Origin of the sequence: Ruegeria sp. HKCCA6707 (assembly GCF_013033515.1) — a bacterium.
Classification (GTDB): domain Bacteria; phylum Pseudomonadota; class Alphaproteobacteria; order Rhodobacterales; family Rhodobacteraceae; genus Ruegeria.
In genome coordinates, this window is sequence record NZ_WQEG01000005.1 from 16,539 (window position 1) to 36,494 (window position 19,956).

A 19,956-nucleotide genomic window follows, 5' to 3' on the forward strand; every position below is an offset into this window, starting at 1 on the left:
AACGACGCCGCGCGCTGTACAAGTTGATTGCGGTTCCGCGCGACGTCATCGGTGCAGCATTGTTAAAGCCGCAGGGTGGGAATCAAACCCAGGCAAACTCGTCAGCTGCGCCAAGCAACTGGGTTATCGGGTCTTCGACGAGATCGGCAAAGCTGTCTACAGCCCCGTTCCCAGCGCCCTCAAAGACAAGAACGGTTCCGGTGTCCAGCGTTACAATCACATCAGACCCATCGTCCTGAAAGGTTGAGATTGCATCCAAATCATCCACCAAACCCGGGGCGCCATTATCGTCCAGATCCGAAAACACCAGAATATCTTTTGATTTCTGGAAATCCCCCAGCGTTTTGGTTCCCTGATCCAAGGACGATTTGAAGATGAAGGAGTCAGCATGCTTGCCACCGAACAACCAGTCATCGCCCAACCCGGCATCCAGCTTATCTTTGCCGGCACCGCCTACCAAAGTGTCGTTGTTGTCACTGCCATAAAGAACATCGTGCCCCGAGCCGCCGTCCAGCAAGTTGTTGTTCCCGCCATTGGCAACAAGTTTGTCATTGCCCGCACGCCCCAAGAGCGTGTTCTTTCCGTCAGATCCAGCAGCGATTGTGGCCTTTAGCACATCATCTCCGCTGCCACCGTCGAGGTGGTTGAAGGCCTCTGCCAAGGCTGAGGGATCAAAGGCATTTGTTGCAGATGCATATGCGATTATTTTGTCGTTCCCGCTCTGGCCGAAGAGAGTGTTTTCGACCACCGAGCTTTCATCATAGAACTCAGCCGTGATCTCGGCACGAATCTTGTCGTTCCCGGAACCACCTGAGACATTGTTCGACGCGTCGACGCGAAGCGTGGCAAGAGTATCTATCGAGACTTTGATCTTGTCAGAGCCAGACCCACCATGAATGTCGTTGTTGGCGATTGCATCTCCTTCAAACGACAAGGCCAGAGATGTAGCTGTAATCCGGTCTTCCCCTGAACCACCGCGCATCTTGTTTGTGACGTCGGTCACGCCGTTCTCACCGTCGGTGTCCTGGCGCGCTTCGAGAATATCGTTACCCGCACCGCCGTAGACTTCGTTCAAACCGACAGGAACGCCAGTATTGGAATCAGTCAAAACGCGAGCGATGATGTGGTCATTCCCTGCTCCACCGTAGAGATAATTTGCCGCCAACTCACTGTTGTTCGTGGTAACTGAGGCCCCTGCCTCTATCAAATCGTCCCCTTGTCCGCCCCATACCTTGTTAACAGATGTTGCAGGAACGCCCTGCACACTACTGCCGGACGAAACACGGACAACATCGTCACCCGTACCTGCGTGAATTAAGTTCAGAGCCGAACCTTGCCAATAGCTGGCGCGAACCTCGATATCATCGTCTCCGCTTCCGCCAAACACGTAGTTTTCCATTTGGACATCGCCCAGTTGGTCCTGGCTACGAACCAAAATAAAGTCGTCTCCAATACCGCCGGACGTGTGCGTTCGCATCGTGCCGAACGAGAGAAATCCAATCGTGTCGATAAACGTCGTCAGTCTATCGGAACCTAAGCCTCCGCTTTGACTAGAATTTATGTCTAACGGATTTACGCCATCACCGGTTAGGTTGATATTGGTTTCCAGCTTATCTTCACCGGCACCACCGTGAAGGGCGGTATCGTTGAACATACTTGAAAGGTGGTCATTTCCTCGGAAGCCGAAAACCCCGGTTCCTGCGTTTGGCGCCGCCAGGGTATCGTTCTTGGCTGTGCCGAAGATAAATTTGGTAAAAGTGGAAGTATTTGCCCACGGGGCAATTGTTTTACGAAACATAACGAAATTCCAAAACAAGAAAAATTACACGACTAACAGGAAACAAACTTACAACGGTTTAGGGAAAACTCAAAACCGAAATCAAACCTGAGATGCGTTGACGCACGCAGATTGCGTCAAAGATCGCGGATCCAAAACTGCAGTGGCTTTGACGTCTCGCTGTCGTGTCCGACATCTTTCCACGAAAAATTCGCGATCACGCCCGGCAAAGGCTCGTATCCGCGCGCGCGCCAAAATGCGTCAAGCGGGCGATAGTTGTCAGGCCGCTCTGGGTGGTCTTCAGGGCGCTGAACCGCACAAAAGGCGCATTTTCTGAAACCGTTTTCGCGGGCATGCGCCTCGCGTAGATCAAAGAATGTGTGGCCCACTCCCTGTCCCCGGTAGTCGAACAGTAATACCGACTCGGCACAGTAGAATATGTCAGACAGATCAAGGCCGGTGCCCTCAAACGCCGCTGCAAAATCATCGGCGTGATCAGCCAGAGGGGCACCGGTAGAAGCGCCAACCAGGATGGGGCCATCAAAGGCACCCACGACTATGGCTTTGTCACTGTCCCGGTAGGATTGCAGATAGGTCCGCTCGTAAGCCAGATCGCCATCGTACAGGTAAGGCCAATCGCGAAACACTTCGATCCGCAGCTTCGCAACATCGTCCAAGACCGCCTCAAGCGCGGTTCCTGTCAAGGCGCGAACCTCCGAGATCTCAGCCATTTGCAACCTGCCTGGTCCAGTCGGCCAGATTGTAAAAGGTCGTCACACGGGTGATCTTGCCGTCTTGGAGGTCAAAAAACGATCCGGCGGGCAGGCAATAGCTTTGGCCATGTGCCTCAGGCAGCCCGTCATCGGTTTCAAGATAGGTTCCGTTGACGATGAATTCGGCGGCGGCCCGGGTACCGCCCTGGGCCTCGAACACCACGATATCCGTCAGGTGTTCGCGATAGCAGCGGTTCATATGGGCGCAGAAATCAGCAAATTTTTTCTTGCCGACGCGTACCCGACCTTCATTCACATGATGTGCCACATCATCCGACAGACACGCCAGCATTCCGGCAACATCGCCTGCATTGAATGCCTCGAAATAGGTTTTCACAGTCTGGTTCATGATCACTCCGTCGGTGGGCCCCAACGTTTGCTAAGATGTTGAATGATTTGATCCCGTGTTTGCCGGTAATGATGCAGCTTTTGCTCGCGGGTCTCACCCATCCCTGTCGGGTCCATGATTGGCCAATACTCGACATCCAGGTGGAAGATCCGGGTCAGTTCCAACGCCCGGCGTTGGCTTGCAGGCGAAAGCGCAACGATCAGATCAAACGAGCTTAGATCATCGCCCCATTCTTGCATCTCGTCGAACGAGCGCGAGCGGTGACGCGACAGCTCGACCCCGATTTCGTGGCAGACCGAAATACAGAAGCCGTCGATCTCAAGGTCGTTATGAACACCGGCAGATTGCACATAGGTGCCGGTGCCATAGAATTTCTTCATGATACCTTCGGCCATGGGGGACCGAACCGAATTGTGGTCGCAACAGAACAGAAGGGACTGTGGCAGAGGCGTCACCCGTCATCCCCCAAAGTGCAACACGCAAATCAACGTAAACAGGCGGCGGGCGGTATCTGTATCAACCTCTGCCTTTCCTTCCAGCCGTTCTTGCAAAACGCGGCTGCCTTCGTTGTGGATACCGCGCCGGGCCATATCGATGGTTTCGATCTGGCTGGGGGGCAGATTCTTGACCGCATTGAAATAGCTTTCACAGATCTGAAAATAGTCTTTGACCACCTGCCGGAAGGGCCCAAGAGACAGATGGAACTCTGCTGCTTTTTCTTCCGCCTCGGTCGCAATGTCGAAAACCAGTCGCTTGTCGCGGATCGAGAGCTGCACGTGATACGGCCCATCCGGGATCGCCCGATCATCGCGCGCCGGTAGGGTAAAGGTGTTGTCCTCGAGCAGGTCATAGATGGCAACCTTGCGCTCCTGCTCGATCTCGGGGGTCGGCGGGGGAAGGTTACTGTCGTCCAGTTCGATATGCGAGATTCGGGTCATGTGTGCTGCGATCTATTCAATTCGGCTAAGACCTATATCAACCCCATCAGATGGGCAACGGACAGTCAGACGCACCGGATGCATCACAGCAAACACTGAAGGCGCGCTTCGACCTTACAACTGCGCTAAGTGACAACTACCTCAAAGCCCAAGGTCTTTCCGCAAGGTTTCCGCCTTTCCTCAAGCCGCCATCACTGCTGATTCAACCGCTCGAGCCGCGCCAGGACGGATAATCCATGGGCTTCCAGGCTTTCCGATGCAGCCAGCGTTGCGGCTGACGGGCCAACACGGCGCAAGGCTTCGGGTGTCATCTGGCTGATCGTCGTGCGTTTGAGGAAATCCATCACGCTCAACCCCGAAGAAAACCGCGCTGAGCGGGCCGTCGGCAGCACGTGATTTGGCCCACCAACATAGTCGCCAATGGCTTCGGGAGTGTATTGACCCAGAAAAATAGCACCCGCGTGCACCGTCTTGGCGCTGAGCGCCTGTGCGTCGGCCACACAGAGTTCCAGATGCTCAGGCGCAATCCGGTTTGACAGGCTTGCGGCCTCTTCGAGATCGCGAACCGTGATCACTGCGCCAAAGTCGCGCCAACTGGCCCCGGCGATGGCACGGCGTTCCAGGGTTTGCAGACGCGCCCCGACCGCCTGCGCCACGGCGCGGCCAAACTCCGCGTCATCCGTAATCAGGATCGATTGCGCGCTTTCGTCATGCTCGGCCTGGCTGAGCAGATCCAAAGCAAGCCAATCCGGGTTGTTGTCTTTGTCAGCGATCACCAAAATCTCGGACGGGCCTGCGATCATGTCGATCCCGACCTTGCCGAAAACCCGGCGTTTCGCAGCCGCAACAAAGGCGTTGCCGGGCCCGGTGATCTTGTCCACCGGCGCGATTGTCTGAGTACCATAGGCCAGCGCCGCGATCGCCTGTGCGCCGCCGATGCGATAGACCTCATCAACGCCCGAGAGCTTTGCCGCCAGCAAAACCAATGGGTTGACCTGACCATCTGGCGTTGGAACGGCGATGGCCAGGCGACCGACACCGGCAACCTTGGCCGGGATCGCGTTCATCAACACCGAAGACGGGTAGGACGCCAATCCGCCAGGCACATAAAGGCCTGCAGCCGAAATCGCCGACCACCGCCAGCCCAGTGTTGCGCCAGCCTCATCCACCCACTGTTGATCCGATGGCATCTGACGTTCGTGATAGGCCTGGATCCGTTCAGCCGCCAGTTCCAGTGCGGCGCGTTCGTCGTCCGATACGCTGTCCACGGCCGCGTCGATCTCTGATGCGCTAAAGGCCATTGTTTCCGGTGTCAGCTCCAGCCGATCAAACTTGGCCGTCAATTCCAGCACCGCCGCATCACCCCGCGCCCGGACATCTCCGATGATCTCAGAGACAACAGCATCGACATCCGGGCTGTCTTCACGCTTTGCACCAAGCAGCGCGGTGAAACCCGTCTCAAAGTCGGGCGAGGTCGTGTCTAAGAAAACGGGCATGATCGGGCTCTCCAGGGCGTTTCAACGGGTCTTATCGCCCAGCCCGCATGCCCTCAACCCTTACTCGGCTGACTGCAGCGATTTGCGCATCGGGAATTGCGAGATACCATGCCAATCCTCGGGTGCAGCGGATTGGGTCCAGCCTTAGCGCAGATAAAACGCCCGCGCGGTTTGAGTTGCGACAAGACCGGCCTCAGAACACCCCTGCCCGACCAACTCTTCTTCCAGCCTCTGCAGCAGGGCCTGACCAACGCCAAGCCGGACATGCGCAGGATCGACATAAAGCAAGGTCACGAAATCACGGTCTTTCAGGCCACCCACGGCAGCGATCTGGCCGGTGCGCTCTGCCACCCAGATCTCAGCGCCCGAATGCAGCCAGTTGCGAACCGATTCCGGATCTTTGTTCCGGGTCCAAAGCGCAAGAAGATCGGCGTCGTTTCCATGATCCGCAACACAAAGTAGCGTTATCGACCGGATGAGTGTCTGGCTGATCCCGAACGCGTCGAACACGGTGGCGCGGCGTATTGCCAACCCTACCTTGGGCCGGGAAAACGCGCCGGCTATGCCGCGCTTATTCCGGATGGTGCGGGGCGTGACCCGATGGCGCCCGATACGGCCGGGTGACGTCCTTCAGAGTTGCGTCCAAGGCCTCGGCCCGCAAACGGATCGCACCGTCGCCGGCCAAGGTCAGCATAATATGACCCGCGCCGTCTTCACCTGCCTCGAAATCGACCGACAAGAGCGACAGGATCATGTCCTTGTCGCGCCGGTCTATCCCTTGGCTGGATACAGACAGCACATCATCGAATACCAAGACCGATTGCACCCGTTCAAATGGGCGATTGCGCTGCGCGGCAGCGTCTTTGTCCTCCCAGCGGAACCGGTTCAACAGCAACGCAAACCGGCGCTCGGATGGGCGCCAGGTCATTTCGGTCACCGGAAACACCGCATCCTGCACAAGTGTCGAGATCACCTGAAGGTCATCGCTGTCTTGCGCACCCAGATTAAGCGGGGCCTCGCGGCCATCATCAAAACTTGCGTCACTCATCAGCCTTTTATCCGTTCTATCTTGGCCCCTACGCCTTCCAGCTTGCGCACCACATGCTCATAGCCGCGATCCAGATGATAAACACGGTTTACCCGAGTTTCACCTTCTGCCGCCAGACCGGCCAGGATCAACGACACCGATGCACGCAAATCGGTGGCCATCACCGGTGCACCTTTGAGCTTGTCGACCCCGGTTACGGTGGCCGTCCCGCCCTGTACATCGATCTGAGCCCCCATGCGGATCAGTTCAGGCGCATGCATGAAACGGTTCTCAAAAATGCGCTCTTCCAGAACAGAAACGCCGTCCGCCGTGCACATCAACGCCATCATCTGCGCCTGCAGGTCTGTCGGAAAGCCCGGGAACGGCTCGGTCACAACATCCACCGCGTTCACGCGCCCGTTCTTGCGGGTCACTTTCAACCCCTGTTCGGTTTCACTGACAGCGATCCCGGCCTCATCCAGCTTGGCCGCGAAGGACTCGACCAAAGCCATGCGCCCCCCCAACAGCTCGACCTCACCGCCGCAAATGGCCGGAGCCAGCATATAAGTACCCAGTTCGATCCGGTCGGTCACAACCTGATGCGTTGCACCGTGCAATCGATCAACACCCTGGATCTCGATGGTCGAGGTACCCTCACCCGCAATCTGCGCGCCCATCTTGCGCAGACATTCCACCAGATCGACGATCTCAGGCTCACGCGCTGCGTTTTTCAACACGGTCGTTCCCTTGGCCAAGGTGGCGGCCATGACGATGTTTTCCGTTGCACCCACGGAGGCAAACCGCAACTCATGCACTCCGCCCTTCAGACCACCCGGTGCTTTGGCGTGCAAATACCCGTCTTTCAGCTCAATCTCGGCGCCCAGCGCCTCAAGCCCTTCGATATGTAAGTCCATCGGTCGCGCACCAATGGCACAGCCGCCGGGCAGAGACACAACGGCTTGCCCCAGCCGCGCCAGCATCGGGCCCAGCACAAGGTTCGAGGCCCGCATCTTGCGCACGATCTCATAATCCGCCGTGTGGCTGGTCAAAGCGTGGCTAGACATCGCCAGAACCTGCCCGTCCTGCAAGGCCGACACCTCGGCACCCAGCGATTGCAACAACAGCGTCATTGTCTTGATGTCACTCAGCCGCGGCGCGTTGGTCAGCGTCAGCGGTTCTTCGCTGAGCAAGGTCGCTGGCATCAGCGTCAAACACGCATTCTTCGCCCCGGCAATCGGAATCTGCCCGTTCAGCGGGCCATTGCCCGTCACCAGAATCGAATCCATCTGCTCTTAGTCCTTGTCCTGCTCCGGCCTTGCCTCCGAGGTCGCCCGCGCCTTGGCCTGCGCTTTGCGTCGCGCCAGATTGGCCTTCAATGAGGCCTTCAACCTGTCTTCGCGTGCATCCCCGGATTTGCCCTGTTTTTTTGGTGAGTTTTTGTCTGCCATTGTCTTTCTCTACAGCAGACACAAAAAACCGTCCAGACACCCTTGCGCCGCGTTTCGTTTGAGTCTAATCACCCGCCCACAGCGCTGCTGTAGCTCAGAGGTAGAGCACTCCCTTGGTAAGGGAGAGGTCGAGAGTTCAATTCTCTCCAGCAGCACCACCTTTTCAAAATGTTACGCTATCTTTTGGCTTTAGCCGTGTCGCCTTGGCGACCACATGGCGACCACGGACCAAGCTTTGATGTAAAGTTGTAGCGTTGGAGGACACATCCAGTGAAAAAGCCTCTTTGCCTCGTCGCCGATATCGCAACTTAACTGGACTGCTTGTAAGGGACTGACCTCCGCCCCCTAGCTACCCTCTTTGCTTGATGTTCCCGAACAAGCGAGGTTCTAATGGCAGCCGAGCCGTATTTTTCCTCAAAGGCCATCTACTCTGGGGTAAGCCCACTCAAGAAGATCGCGCCGACCTTCGAACCTCGTTTCGGGGGCGAAGAGTTATTCACAAGAAGACAAATGTTCATTGGCCCAGACAGATGGCCTTAGATGAGCAAAAGCCACAGAGTCTGCCGCTGTGTGTATTTTTTTGAACGGGCGGTTGGGAGCAAAACTCGTAAGCATCCCCGCGGTGCCGCCGGCTCTGTTCGGTAATGCATTGTTTTTATTATCGGCCATTCTTTTTTTACTTTCTGCCAATGCATTGAAATTTGACCATCAAATCTTCACATTTGTGTGAGAGCGACACAACCTGTGATTGGGTTGGGCTCAACCGGGTGAAAGGGTCCGGGTTCCGTTTACGACGGTTAGAAACGTTAAGTGTGTCCCACAATTTTGGTTGTAGGACGATGTGGTTTTGGATTGGGATATGCAAGAACTTCAAGAGTATTTCGAGTATCTATCTGCTGAAATTAGCGCAGAAGCCAGCGATTTGGGTATCGACGTCGAAGCAGCATTCCTCGAGCGCATGGGATCGCAGCTTGAAGCTGAAGGGGAATTGGTCACTCTGGATCGTGTTGGCTTCCAATGTACCCGCGCTGGTAAGACGCTTCGAATAGATGGAATTGGTGGGGACCCGAGAGAAGCCGAAAGCGTTCTTAGCGTTGTCGTAAGCGACTATCACTCGGATGCATCACCTCAAAAAATCAACGCTGCCGAAGCAAAGAGACGCTTCTCTCACCTAGTTAATTTTATCACCGCTGCTCTTACGGGTAAGCTTTCAAATGAACTAGAAGAAGGAAGCCTTGAAGCTGGGGCGGCGAGCATAATTGCCGACGCTTGGAGCTCGACTACCAAGGTTAAACTAATTGTTTTAACAAACGACATTTATAGTGCTTACACAGATGCGGTTCTGGCGGGAAAAATCGCGGATGTGCCAGTAACATATAATATTTGGGACCTTACTCGTTTCCACCGCTATGAGACATCGGGGCAGCTTCGAGAGAAACTTACTGTAAACTTCGCCGAGGAATTCGGAACTCCAATACCCGCACTGGCGGCGTCCTCGAACGAGGAGTCTCTTCAAAGCTACTTGACTGTTGTCGGCGGCGAGCAGCTCGCAGAGATCTATGAAAAATGGGGTGCCCGATTACTTGAGTCGAATGTGCGCAGCTTTCTCCAAGCTCGTGGCGCGGTAAACCGCGGTATCAGGGATACCATAAAAAACGAGCCTAGTATGTTCTTCAGTTACAACAACGGCCTTAGCGCGACCGCGGATAGCGTTGAACTTAAAAATACGCCAGAAGGACTCCAAATCGCGTCAGCAGTAAACCTTCAAATTGTGAATGGCGGTCAGACGACAGCGTCGCTGCACGCAGCACGGAAGACGTCCCCTGAGACTCTAAAAGACGTATTTGTGCAGATGAAGCTTACCGTCGTTCCAGAGCAAACCTCTGAAGAACTTGTTCCAAATATTTCCAAGTACGCTAACAGCCAGAATAAGGTGAGTGCGGCTGACTTCTTTTCGAACCATCCCTTTCACATGCGTATGGAAGAGTTTTCGCGACGTGTTTTGGCCCCAGCTGCCGAAGGCACCAACCGAGAAACCAAGTGGTTCTACGAGCGCGCGCGCGGTCAGTACCTTGTTGAACGATCCAAGAGATCTCAAGCTGCGCGGCGTCACTTCGATATGGAGTACCCGAAAGCCCAGTACTTCGTCAAAACTGACTTGGCTAAGGTGGAAATGAGTTTCAGAATGCACCCGGACATGGTCAGCAAGGGTGCTCAAAAAAACTTTGGAGCTTTTGCGCAGGAAATCGGCGCCGCATGGATAAGAGGCGAGCGGCAATTCGATAGAACCTGGTTCCGGCGGTTGATAGCCAAACTCATTGTTTTTCGCCACTTGGAGAAAGCTGTTCCAAAACAGGATTGGTACCCCGGTGGTTTTCGCGCGAACATTGTAACCTATGCGATTGCCAAAGTTATGGCTGATGTCGCAGACACCGATCTTGAGATCGATTTCGATGCAATTTGGCGCAAACAGGGCCTCCCAGACGAAATTGCTGTGATTTTTCTGAGAGCTGCGGAAAAGGCTGCAACTGTGATCACAAATCCAGAGGCGGGCATCAACAACGTTACTGAATGGGCAAAAAAGCAGGCTTGCTGGGCTACTCTGAAGCGCCTCGACGTTGATTACCAAGTGGACCTTAAGTCTTTCTTAATTGAGCCAAGCGAAGCCGAGGTAGAACGCCGCGATGAAATCAGGGAAGTAGCCCTCGTTACTGGAATCGAAGCCCAAGCAAAAGTAGTAGAATACGGTGGTGATTTCTGGAAAAGACTTAAACAATGGTCGGCTTCAAAGAAAATCCTCTCCGAGAAGGAAGCCGGAATCCTAACCACGTGCGGCGCGGTACCAAACCGAATTCCGAGCGAAAAGCAGTCCTTAATAGCTGTTGAAGTGCTGGGTAGAGCCCGTTCCGAGGGCTACCTGGATAGAGATGAGGCGCCCAAAATCAAGATTAGTGCCATGAGCAGAGTACACTAGCCACGGCTCAAAAAAACCGCCATGACACAGGTTGAACTATCAAGGTAAGACAATGAACGATCTGATAAACGAACCGGATGCAACCCGCTTGATATTCGGACTCCGGGATACTGGATACAACGTCCGAACCGCAGCCGCCGATATTATCGACAACTCAGTTGCCGCAAAGGCTGACAAGATTAATGTTGAAATCGTGCTCCATCAAGATGGTCGGAAACTCGTATACTTCGGCGACAATGGTGAAGGCATGGATGCGGCCGGAGTTCATCGGGCGATGCGGTATGGAGCGCCGGTAAGAGATAACCCAGAAAGCCTTGGTAAATTCGGTCTCGGGCTCAAAACCGCTTCGAGTTCAGTTTGCCGAAAGTTCACCCTTGTTTCTCGGGCGAGCGTTGATCAGCCTCTTGCGAAGTTGGCTTGGGATCTCGACCACGTGGCTCAACTAGACAGATGGGAAATGCTGCGGGAACCCGTAACTCCGGATGAAGACGAAATGTTCGAAGAACTGTGCGGCGAGACAGGAACACTCGTTGTATGGGAAAAATGCGACCGGATACTTTCTAAAGAGTACGAAGCCGGCGGCGCCCGTGAGCAGGCTGCGATAAAAAGACTAGCCGACACTCTAAGTAAGCACCTATCGCTAGTTTATCATCGTTTTCTAGAGAAGACCGATCAACGCGAACGTGACATTGATATTTTCGTGAACACAAGCCCCGTGGTGCCATGGAATCCATTCTACCCACAACGTTCCGACCAAGTTTTAACTGAAGCCAAACAGAAACTCATCATTGAATTGCCAGACGGCACTGAAGAAATCGCAAATATCAAAGCTTGGATTCTTCCACATCGTAGCGACATGACAAAAGACGAAGCGCGAGACTATGCAAGAATTAGCAATAGGGCGCAGGGCTTTTATGTATTCCGTGAAGGTCGCTTGATCCAAGATGGTGGTTGGATGGATGTATTTGGTTCACCCGAACCTCATACATCGCTCCTTAGAATTGAGTTTGATTTCGGGCACCGATTGGATGACGCGTTCAGAATAGACGTCAAGAAGTCTCGGATACTATTTCATAGAGACCTCGAGGACGGGTTGAAGGAGCTTTTACAACCCATCTATCGGGAGGCTGGAAACAGATACAGGCGAACAAGCCGTGCTCACGCAAACACGGCCAGACAAGTCGATCACAGTAGCGCGAACAACAACATCGCTGGCACGCCCAATGCAGCAAAGCCTTTAGTAAGCTCTGTGGATGTTAGCTCGCAGTCTGCAATTGTCTCAAACAACATGGGGCAACGGATACGAATTAAGTCGCCAATTGAGAACAACGTCAGCCCGCAAACGGTCCATGTAGAGGCTGTCGAGACAATCAACAGCGGAGAGCTGTGGCAGCCGGCGCTTCGGAGTTCAAGCGAAGATGGTCATGTGCCTTCTGTCTTGCTCAACAAACACCACGATTTCTATCAAAAGATTTATCATCGAGCAGCCGCCAATGGGTTTGCAGTTGAGGGAATGGATCTATTACTTTGGGCGTTTGCCGTTGCGGAGCAGAACAATACCAATGATGAATTGGAGCCAGTTTTTGAGGATATTCGGACTGAGATCTCAAATAATCTAAAAAAGCTTCTGCGTAGCATGCCGGATCCCGAGCCGAATGAACTCACCGACGACGCCAATTCCTAATGATCATTGAGAAAAAACGCCTGATCATTGACGAGCTCGAAAAAGGTACAGGTGCTGTATTCGACCTTGAACCGGACACTTCTGGCATTCGCTCAGCGATGAAAGTTTGGTTTGCGGAACTTGGAAAAAACGGAGGCCCAATTGCGTCTCTGAAACCGTACGGATTGAAGGGGCACAAAGTTACCCTCAGTTTTGGGTCATTCGCTGGGGGATTAATCAACCAGATTCAAAGAGCAAGTGCAGAGGACATCCACCTGGCTAGAGCCTTGGTGGACTCTATTGACGGTAGTTGCAGTCTCGAGATCGCCGGTCAGGAACGCCGGAACTGGTGCGTCGCCGATGGTAGTTTCCTTGTTGAAGCTACTGTCAGAGACTTAAATGCGCCCAATTCTGACGCTGCGGTTGTCAAGACTTGCCGTGAGATCATAATCCCTTTGATGGCGGCAATGGCGGAACTGATCGGTTATGACGTCATCGAAGAACCCGATGAAAACGATATTGCTCTTCTTGAAGGGGCCATCAAACAATCAGTGGTTACACGTCGCGAACGAAACCCAAGAAGCAGGCTGCTTTGTGTAAGAATGCACGGATATGATTGCACAGCTTGCGGGAAAGATCCTCGGAGCATCTATGGTAGTGCGGGTGACATAATTGAAGTGCATCACTTGGAACCTCTTTCTTTACTGAATGAACCCAAGCCTTACGATCCAAAAACAGATCTTGTTCCACTCTGTCCATCATGTCATCGAGCTGTCCACTCCAGACGCCCAATCCCATGGTCAATTGAAGAAATTCGAAATTTCTTAGAGACACAAAATGGTTAATTATTCTGACTTGCCACGTAGTTTCGAGGAACTGAAGGATTCTTTGCCAGCAGACCACGTTGTGTCTGAAAGACTCATAGAGCCCACTATTTTACTAAGTCGCAAAGCCAATAGACTAATTGCTTGCCTTGGAGGCACGCGCAAGAGTAAGGGTCAGAGATACGAGCTTGTTGCTCCCTCAAACGAGCACTGCTGGGTCGTAGACGGTGCCGTCGTTCGCCCACTGCCTCGCGACGCAGCAACGCTTTTTGCCGACATTCTTGCCGACGCGGATCCGACAAATCTGAGTTTCGCTAAAGCAATTCAGCTAATTCGGGCCGAGGATTCCCTTTTCTCGGTTAATGCTGCGAGAAATGTTCTCCAGACAGGCAACGAAGCTGCGAAACAAAACAATGGGGCAATTTCAATCGCTGGGCTTGAAGCCAAGCTCTTTCCGTATCAAGCTCGAGGTGTGCAATGGATGAATGACACCATTACTCGCACGAATGGCCTCATTCTAGCAGACGAGATGGGGCTTGGGAAAACTCTACAAATAATTGCACTTCTTTTGATTTCGCCTCCGCAGACTTCTTCTCCTGCCCTAATTGTTTGTCCGACCAGTTTGATTGCCAATTGGGTTCGGGAAATCGAGCGTTTCGCACCAACACTTAGCTACATGGTCCACAGAGGGGCGCACCGCACCGGCATCGTCTCGGGTCTTCAATCCGCCCAGGTCGTCATTACGACCTATGACACTCTGGTGAATGATGTAGCCGTATTTACCTCGATGGAGTGGTCTTGGGTGATTTGCGATGAAGCGCAGGCTATAAAGAACCCAAGCTCTAATAGGCGGAAGGCACTTGCCGCAGTTCCGCGTCGCTGTTCTATACCAATGACCGGCACTCCAGTTGAAAACTCACTAATGGACCTTTGGTCCCTTGCGGATTTCGCAGTTCCCGGTTTGCTCGGGACAAAGACCGAGTTCGAGTTCGAATTTCCCGACAGCCTTGAAGCTGCGCAGCAGCTAGGCCAACTGACCGACCCAATAATACTTAAGAGGCGCGTATCAGAAGTTGCTGCAGATTTGCCAGAACGCCTCGATATCGACATCCCGTTGGAGCTGGATGACAGACTAGTAGATCACTACCGGGAAGTGCGGCAGGCTACTCTTGCGAAGTACCCAGTGGCAGGGGCACTTGTAGCGACTCTTCAACTCCAGTTGCTCTGCGCTCATCCTTGGTTGAGAAAGGAAGACGACGGCGATGAGGAGAATGCTTCACTGATCCCTTCAGACTCCATGCCCATAACGACTCCAAAGGTCGAGCGCGCGCTTGATTTGCTATCTGAGGCGTTTCGAAATGGGCGAAAGGTTCTAGTCTTTTCGCTCTTCAACAAGATCGGCGAGATCCTGAAGACAGCTGGCAGCGAATTGCCTTCAGCGTTTTGGGGTGCAATCAATGGAGGGACAGCGCAAGAAGACCGCCAACAGATTGTGGACCAATTTGCGGAGTTTGATGGGCCTGCCTGTTTGGTTCTAAATCCAAAAGCGGCCGGCGCAGGATTGAATATTACAGCTGCAACTGTGGTCATTCACTTTACCCCTGTCTGGAACCCCGCACTCGAAATGCAGGCAAGCGCGCGTGCACACAGAAGAGGGCAAACTGAACCGGTCTCGATCTATCGGCTTTTTTACAAAGAAACCGTTGAAGAGGTCATGATCGAACGGTCAGCTTGGAAGCAAGATCTGGCTAATGAAACAGTCCCAGTGTCAACGCGCGATGCCGGAGATCTGAACAAAGCGCTTGAAATCATGCCAAGGAAACAATGATGAAAAAGACGTTCCGAAAGACACTTACCGCCAATGACGTCGGCGCGACTGGGGGGCACCAAGCTGGTGTGCATATCCCAAAGAAGGAATTGGAATTACTAGATATGTTGCCACCTTTACCACCTGAAGTTAAAAATCCGGATGCGTGGATATTATGTATTGACGACGCCGGTAACGAGCTGAAATTTCGCTACATTTACTACAATAACAAGCTGCACGACGAAAAAGGCACAAGAAACGAGTACCGCGTCACACATATGATGAAGTGGTTCAAAGATGTTGGGGCCAGTGCCGGGGATGAGTTTGAGATATCCCGTGAAGAAGAATCTGATCAGTTCTCAATTAGGTTGCTCAAGAAAGAACGCGCTGCAGCCACGAATGATGAGGGTGCTGTAAGAATTAGACTGACCAACTGGCGAAGAGTGCACTAAAAAATTACTCATTTTGCGAAACTAAAACCAAAACTGATTTGCTAGGCGGACCGAAGGTGGACAGGCTAGCAGTTTCCCGCCTACTTGGGAGCAAAGGTGTATCCTCGCATAGGCAAAGTATTCATCGTTGTCCCCGGTGAAAAATTGTCTTTCTTTTTGATTTGGATTTGGTACCACCCCCCAACACTGCTCAGACCGGCAAGCAATGTTGTTTTCCAACCGCCTTATGCTGATGGCTTTGGCCCTATCAACTTTGGCGCTGAGTAATTCGATGCTAAACTGCTGAAGGCATAAGACCCGCGTACAGGTTTAGTATTTTCGTCATCATTGAGCTTTCATGCAATCCTGGACCTTCCGCTAGATAAGGTAAGCGCACACAGCAAATCACTATATGTGCTCAGATTGTTCTTGTTGAGCGGGCAACTTACAGCCATAGTGTCAGAAAAATACCCAGGGTGGAGCAGTTATGACGGATTTCGAAATCCTTCTTCGGAAGGCGGGATATTCTGCCCCCGAAGCAGCGAAATACCTCGGTTACTCTGAAGGTCATATCTACAGATGGATCCGCGGTGATGAGAAGCCAAGGGATAGCATAATCCGATTGCTTAATATTGAAATCGAACAGCGCCGTCCGGTCGACAGCGAAGCCAGTTTTTCGTTTGTCGATCTCTTTGCCGGAATCGGCGGGCTTCGGAAAGCTATGGAAGGAGCTGGCGGACGTTGTGTGTTTACATCCGAATGGGACCGTTTCGCGCAGCAGACCTATATGGCGAACTTCCCTGACAACCGGTCGATAGCTGGTGATATTCGCGACATTGACGCAAGTACGATCCCAGCGCACGATGTGCTTGTTGCAGGATTCCCGTGCCAACCATTTTCGATCGCAGGTGTTTCAAAAAAGAACGCGCTTGGTCGCCTACATGGATTTGATGACGAAACCCAAGGCACCCTCTTCTTCGATGTCTTGCGCATTTTAAAGCATCATCGCCCCGCGGCATTCCTTTTGGAAAATGTCAAAAACCTAAAAAGCCATGACAAAGGTCGAACGTTTGAAGTCATTAAGCGGAAACTTAAGGACGAACTCGGATACTCAATCCATACACGGATCATAGATGCGGCCCACTTTGTTCCGCAACACCGCGAGCGGATAGTGATCGTTGGGTTTCGGGAAGAAGTGCCGTTCGACTTTGACGAGATACATCTCCCCGAGCGTGGGCATCGGTTAATGAGAGATATACTGCACCCAGAGAATGGGCTTGAAGACCCTGAAGCGCACTACACACTAGGAGAAAACGCGGCCGTCAGCGAGAAGTACACCCTTTCTGATAAATTGTGGCGTTACCTGCAAGACTATGCCGCCAAGCACCGGGCGAGAGGTAACGGGTTCGGCTATGGGCTTGTTGAACGGAATAGCATCGCACGAACATTGTCAGCGCGTTATTACAAGGATGGTTCAGAGATCCTTGTGAACCGGGGCAAGGCCCGGAACCCACGTCGGTTGACCCCTCGTGAGTGTGCTCGCCTCATGGGCTACGATGAAGACTTTCGAATCCCAGTCTCAGATACTCAAGCATACAAACAGTTCGGAAATTCTGTTGCAGTTCCGGTATTCGCTGAGGTTGCACGTATTATGCGACCGCATATTCTGTCATTGATAGAAATCGAAACGGAGTCCTTACTCAGATTTGGTTGATGTACACGACAACGCCGCCCGAAGCCGTAACATGGCTGCAATACGTGGCGCCGACACGAAGCCAGAAATGTTTATCCGTCGCGGATTGCACGCCCGGGGTTTCCGCTTCCGCCTACATAATCGGAACCTGCCTGGGCGCCCTGACCTGGTTTTCCCAAAATACCGTGCGACGCTTTTCGTGAATGGTTGTTTCTGGCATGGCCACGGCTGCAATCTCTTTAAGTGGCCGCAGACCCGGGTGGAATTCTGGCGTCAGAAGATCGAAACTAACGTCGCTCGGGATAAGACCAACACACTGATGCTAAAGGAAACAGGCTGGCGCGTAGGAGTCGTTTGGGAGTGTGCACTTAAAGGGCGCAAACGACGAAGCGTTGAAGATGTGCTAAACATAGTATCCGATTGGCTTAACGAACCGAGTGGCGATTTGGAACTAAAGGGGCTGCCTTAAAATAAGAAATTGGCGACATTCTCTTGAAGGTTAACGCGCTGCTAGGCCTTTCTGAAGCGCGGCTACCAAGTTGCCGACCGAGGTCCAAACAGTTTGCCACGGGTCAGTCTTATTGCACCGCGGAAGCTAAGGATTGTGAAATGCACAGCGTTAGGTTTTCTCCAACGAAGTACCCCGAATTGCAATGTACCGCCAAGTCCAAACGTAGTGGTAACCGCTGCAAGCGATGCCGGCGACCCGGATGGAACGTGTGCCGGATGCATGGAGCCGGGGGACGAAACCCTCGAGCGCGCCAGACACCAGAGCCTGCCAAAGGTCCAAACAACGAGCGCAACCGGATGATTAAGATGCAACGGCGCTTTGCGCGCGCGGAAACGGGACATGTACCAAGGGATGTCGAGCGTGAATTCGCTCGTAATTGGGCAACGCGAATTTCACACGCTGATCATGAGAGATTCTTGCTTTCGCTTTGGGCGCGCATGGAAGGCCGATTGCAAACACGTGATTGGATCGACGCTCAGAGGCAAGTTGGCCTCTTGGATGAGAGGTTGAAAGCTAGTTAGGGGGGCTTGCGGCGATGAAAGAAGCGCAGATGTGCCCATCACAATCGTCAGGTGGCGCAATTGTGGTGACACCGGCGCCTTCTTATGTCCCAGATCATAGGATGGAATGTCTCGAGAATGACCAAGAGAAATCAAAAGAATTTGGTTCCTAAATTCCTATTAGCGCGCTCTCAACTTCAAGAGACACTAAAAAACACATTTGATTGAAAGCAGATCGGCATGAACCTATCTGTTTTTCGCTAATTTTAAGCGGAAATTTTAGATACTAAACTAAATCCAGTGTTGATTAACTCAATATCGAACACACACAGAAACGCACACACAAAACCCTATAGGGTTTTTGTGTGTGTGCGTGCCCGTGTTAGGTCATTGACTTTCTTGTGGCGTAAAAATCGAGGGTGGTCCCACCTGACTTCACGCGCGGCCTTCCGTCCTTCCCATCACCTCTCACAATCGCTATGCGTCCTGCTTCCAGCAGCTGATCGATGCCCGCAACCACGTCCACCTTTTTTCGACCGTCGAGCCTCTGCATAACTATCGAAATTAGGCCACTTTCGGCGCGAGTTTGTGTCGTGGGGTGTTTACCCAGCCTCTCCTGCCCTTCAAGTATATCATAAACTTTGTTTGCGAGTTCCGCCCGACGCGTTTCGATATGCATGTGAGTGTCTTCGGGTAGCATGACATCAATGGCGCCATCTTCCCATTTAGCGAACAGCGCTTTGGCTTGTTGTGAGTACTGATGTTTTTTCTGTCGCAATTCCACCGTATGTGTGTCTCGGTCGAGCCTTGCCCAAATTCGGTAACGTGCCTTGTTGTTCCATGCGGTAGAACCAGAATACTCGCTGTCCTCTGACTTTCCAGGGTGCCCGATCAAGATGATGGCTATGTTTTGATCTAATGCCAGATTGTGCATTAGACGCATGAAGCTGCTGACCTGCATGCGGTCATTCTCGTTCAGCTCGAACAGATCGCTCAAAGGATCAAGGATGACGATGTCAGGAGCTTCCTGTTTTATCACGTTCAATAGAACGTGATAAAATGCAGATGGGACAACAGTCGATCTGGCACTTTTGTCATTGGTTTCCCTAACCATACTCATATTGACCCGTTCCACATCCGGCAGGCGCAGGTTTTCTTTAAGCGTTTCGTATTCTTCACCGTCTATCCCCAACCTTGAGATGATCGATCGCAGCCTACGCCCTGTTTGTTTCCGACCATCCTCAGAAGAAAAGAACAACACCTTAAATGGCAGCTGCGGTAGTTCATTGAAAACCGAGCGACCGATAGCGAGACGTGCGGCGGTAGTTAGCATAAGGGCCGTCTTGCCGGTTCCTCCGGCTCCGTACAACAACGTCAAGCACCCACGCGGCACCCAACCGGGAATCACAAACTCTTCTGGGACGCTCCCTGCCAATAAAAGCGCGTCCAAGTCCGGGATTTGCAACGGCTTACCGAACGCGTCTACCGATTTCAGCTTGCGTCTGGACAATCGCTCTTCCATTTTTTCCTGATAGTCCGGCAAAGCACTCAACCCGCCCAGAGGTTCATTGATGAAAGTAAACTCCTGCCCTTCTTCGTTGGTCAGGGTGATGGTTGAGTGCCCCTCGTATTGTCCCTCTTCACGCGTCCAACCGTCAGGCAGGTCGCGCCCTCCATATAGCGCTTTTATTATTTGTGTGGGTTTGCTCCACTGCTCTCGCGGATAACTCTTCTGCTGCATTCGC

18 protein-coding genes and 1 tRNA gene are annotated in these 19,956 nt (G+C 52.8%); 8 read left to right on the plus strand and 11 right to left on the minus strand.

All coding sequences use genetic code 11. The features are described 5' to 3' along the window. Positions 1-82 precede the first annotated feature (82 nt). From GOW40_RS12945 to GOW40_RS12990, 10 genes are all read right to left on the minus strand, one after another. On the minus strand, positions 83-1,816 hold the full coding sequence (locus GOW40_RS12945; RefSeq protein WP_171231008.1) for a hypothetical protein: 1,734 nt from the start codon (positions 1,814-1,816) through the stop codon (positions 83-85). Positions 1,817-1,914: 98 nt separating this feature from the next. Continuing rightward, positions 1,915-2,508 carry a GNAT family N-acetyltransferase gene (locus tag GOW40_RS12950; RefSeq protein WP_171130671.1) on the minus strand — a complete coding sequence of 198 codons (594 nt, stop codon included), beginning with the start codon at positions 2,506-2,508 and terminating at the stop codon, positions 1,915-1,917. Then, the gene (locus tag GOW40_RS12955) at positions 2,501-2,899 is read right to left on the minus strand and encodes a ketosteroid isomerase-related protein (RefSeq protein WP_171130673.1); all 399 of its coding nucleotides are present in this window, start codon (positions 2,897-2,899) and stop codon (positions 2,501-2,503) included. Before GOW40_RS12955 ends, GOW40_RS12950 begins: the two co-directional genes overlap by 8 nt. Positions 2,900-2,901: 2 nt before the next feature. Beyond that, positions 2,902-3,354, minus strand: coding sequence for a low molecular weight phosphatase family protein (locus tag GOW40_RS12960; RefSeq protein ID WP_171101162.1), 453 nt, complete (start codon positions 3,352-3,354; stop codon positions 2,902-2,904). 3 nt (positions 3,355-3,357) lie between these two features. Next, complete coding sequence (locus GOW40_RS12965; protein WP_171101160.1) at positions 3,358-3,837, minus strand: UPF0262 family protein; 480 nt, start codon at positions 3,835-3,837, stop codon at positions 3,358-3,360. 191 nt (positions 3,838-4,028) lie between these two features. Then, on the minus strand, positions 4,029-5,333 hold the full coding sequence (gene hisD / locus GOW40_RS12970) for a histidinol dehydrogenase (protein ID WP_171130675.1): 1,305 nt from the start codon (positions 5,331-5,333) through the stop codon (positions 4,029-4,031). 144 nt (positions 5,334-5,477) lie between these two features. After that, positions 5,478-5,864, minus strand: coding sequence for a GNAT family N-acetyltransferase (locus GOW40_RS12975; protein ID WP_254444441.1), 387 nt, complete (start codon positions 5,862-5,864; stop codon positions 5,478-5,480). Between the two features lie 40 nt (positions 5,865-5,904). After that, the gene (locus GOW40_RS12980; RefSeq protein WP_171130677.1) at positions 5,905-6,381 is read right to left on the minus strand and encodes a DUF2948 family protein; all 477 of its coding nucleotides are present in this window, start codon (positions 6,379-6,381) and stop codon (positions 5,905-5,907) included. Next, the gene (gene murA, locus GOW40_RS12985; protein WP_171130679.1) at positions 6,381-7,646 is read right to left on the minus strand and encodes a UDP-N-acetylglucosamine 1-carboxyvinyltransferase; all 1,266 of its coding nucleotides are present in this window, start codon (positions 7,644-7,646) and stop codon (positions 6,381-6,383) included. The genes GOW40_RS12980 and murA overlap by 1 nt, the downstream gene beginning before the upstream one ends. A gap of 6 nt (positions 7,647-7,652) precedes the next feature. Next, the gene (locus GOW40_RS12990) at positions 7,653-7,808 is read right to left on the minus strand and encodes a hypothetical protein (protein ID WP_171130681.1); all 156 of its coding nucleotides are present in this window, start codon (positions 7,806-7,808) and stop codon (positions 7,653-7,655) included. Between the two features lie 83 nt (positions 7,809-7,891). Between GOW40_RS12990 and GOW40_RS12995 the strand changes: the two genes are divergently transcribed. From GOW40_RS12995 to GOW40_RS13030, 8 genes are all read left to right on the plus strand, one after another. After that, a tRNA-Thr gene (locus GOW40_RS12995) sits at positions 7,892-7,966 on the plus strand. A gap of 701 nt (positions 7,967-8,667) precedes the next feature. Beyond that, positions 8,668-10,782, plus strand: coding sequence for an AIPR family protein (locus GOW40_RS13000; protein WP_171231009.1), 2,115 nt, complete (start codon positions 8,668-8,670; stop codon positions 10,780-10,782). A gap of 52 nt (positions 10,783-10,834) precedes the next feature. Further along, entirely contained in the window at positions 10,835-12,466 is a 1,632-nt protein-coding gene (locus tag GOW40_RS13005; protein ID WP_171231010.1) for an ATP-binding protein, read from the plus strand. Next, the gene (locus GOW40_RS13010) at positions 12,466-13,290 is read left to right on the plus strand and encodes an HNH endonuclease (protein ID WP_171231011.1); all 825 of its coding nucleotides are present in this window, start codon (positions 12,466-12,468) and stop codon (positions 13,288-13,290) included. The genes GOW40_RS13005 and GOW40_RS13010 overlap by 1 nt, the downstream gene beginning before the upstream one ends. After that, complete coding sequence (locus GOW40_RS13015) at positions 13,283-15,097, plus strand: DEAD/DEAH box helicase (RefSeq protein ID WP_171231012.1); 1,815 nt, start codon at positions 13,283-13,285, stop codon at positions 15,095-15,097. The genes GOW40_RS13010 and GOW40_RS13015 overlap by 8 nt, the downstream gene beginning before the upstream one ends. Then, positions 15,097-15,528, plus strand: a complete 432-nt coding sequence (locus GOW40_RS13020) for an EcoRII N-terminal effector-binding domain-containing protein (RefSeq protein WP_254444442.1) — start codon at positions 15,097-15,099, stop codon at positions 15,526-15,528. Before GOW40_RS13015 ends, GOW40_RS13020 begins: the two co-directional genes overlap by 1 nt. A 466-nt stretch (positions 15,529-15,994) precedes the next feature. Beyond that, positions 15,995-17,221 carry a DNA (cytosine-5-)-methyltransferase gene (gene dcm, locus GOW40_RS13025; RefSeq protein ID WP_171231014.1) on the plus strand — a complete coding sequence of 409 codons (1,227 nt, stop codon included), beginning with the start codon at positions 15,995-15,997 and terminating at the stop codon, positions 17,219-17,221. Positions 17,222-17,252: 31 nt separating this feature from the next. After that, on the plus strand, positions 17,253-17,669 hold the full coding sequence (locus GOW40_RS13030) for a DNA mismatch endonuclease Vsr (protein WP_254444443.1): 417 nt from the start codon (positions 17,253-17,255) through the stop codon (positions 17,667-17,669). A gap of 924 nt (positions 17,670-18,593) precedes the next feature. Here the strand turns inward: GOW40_RS13030 and GOW40_RS13035 are convergent. Next, on the minus strand, positions 18,594-19,952 hold the full coding sequence (locus GOW40_RS13035) for an AAA family ATPase (protein ID WP_171231016.1): 1,359 nt from the start codon (positions 19,950-19,952) through the stop codon (positions 18,594-18,596). Positions 19,953-19,956: the final 4 nt, after the last annotated feature.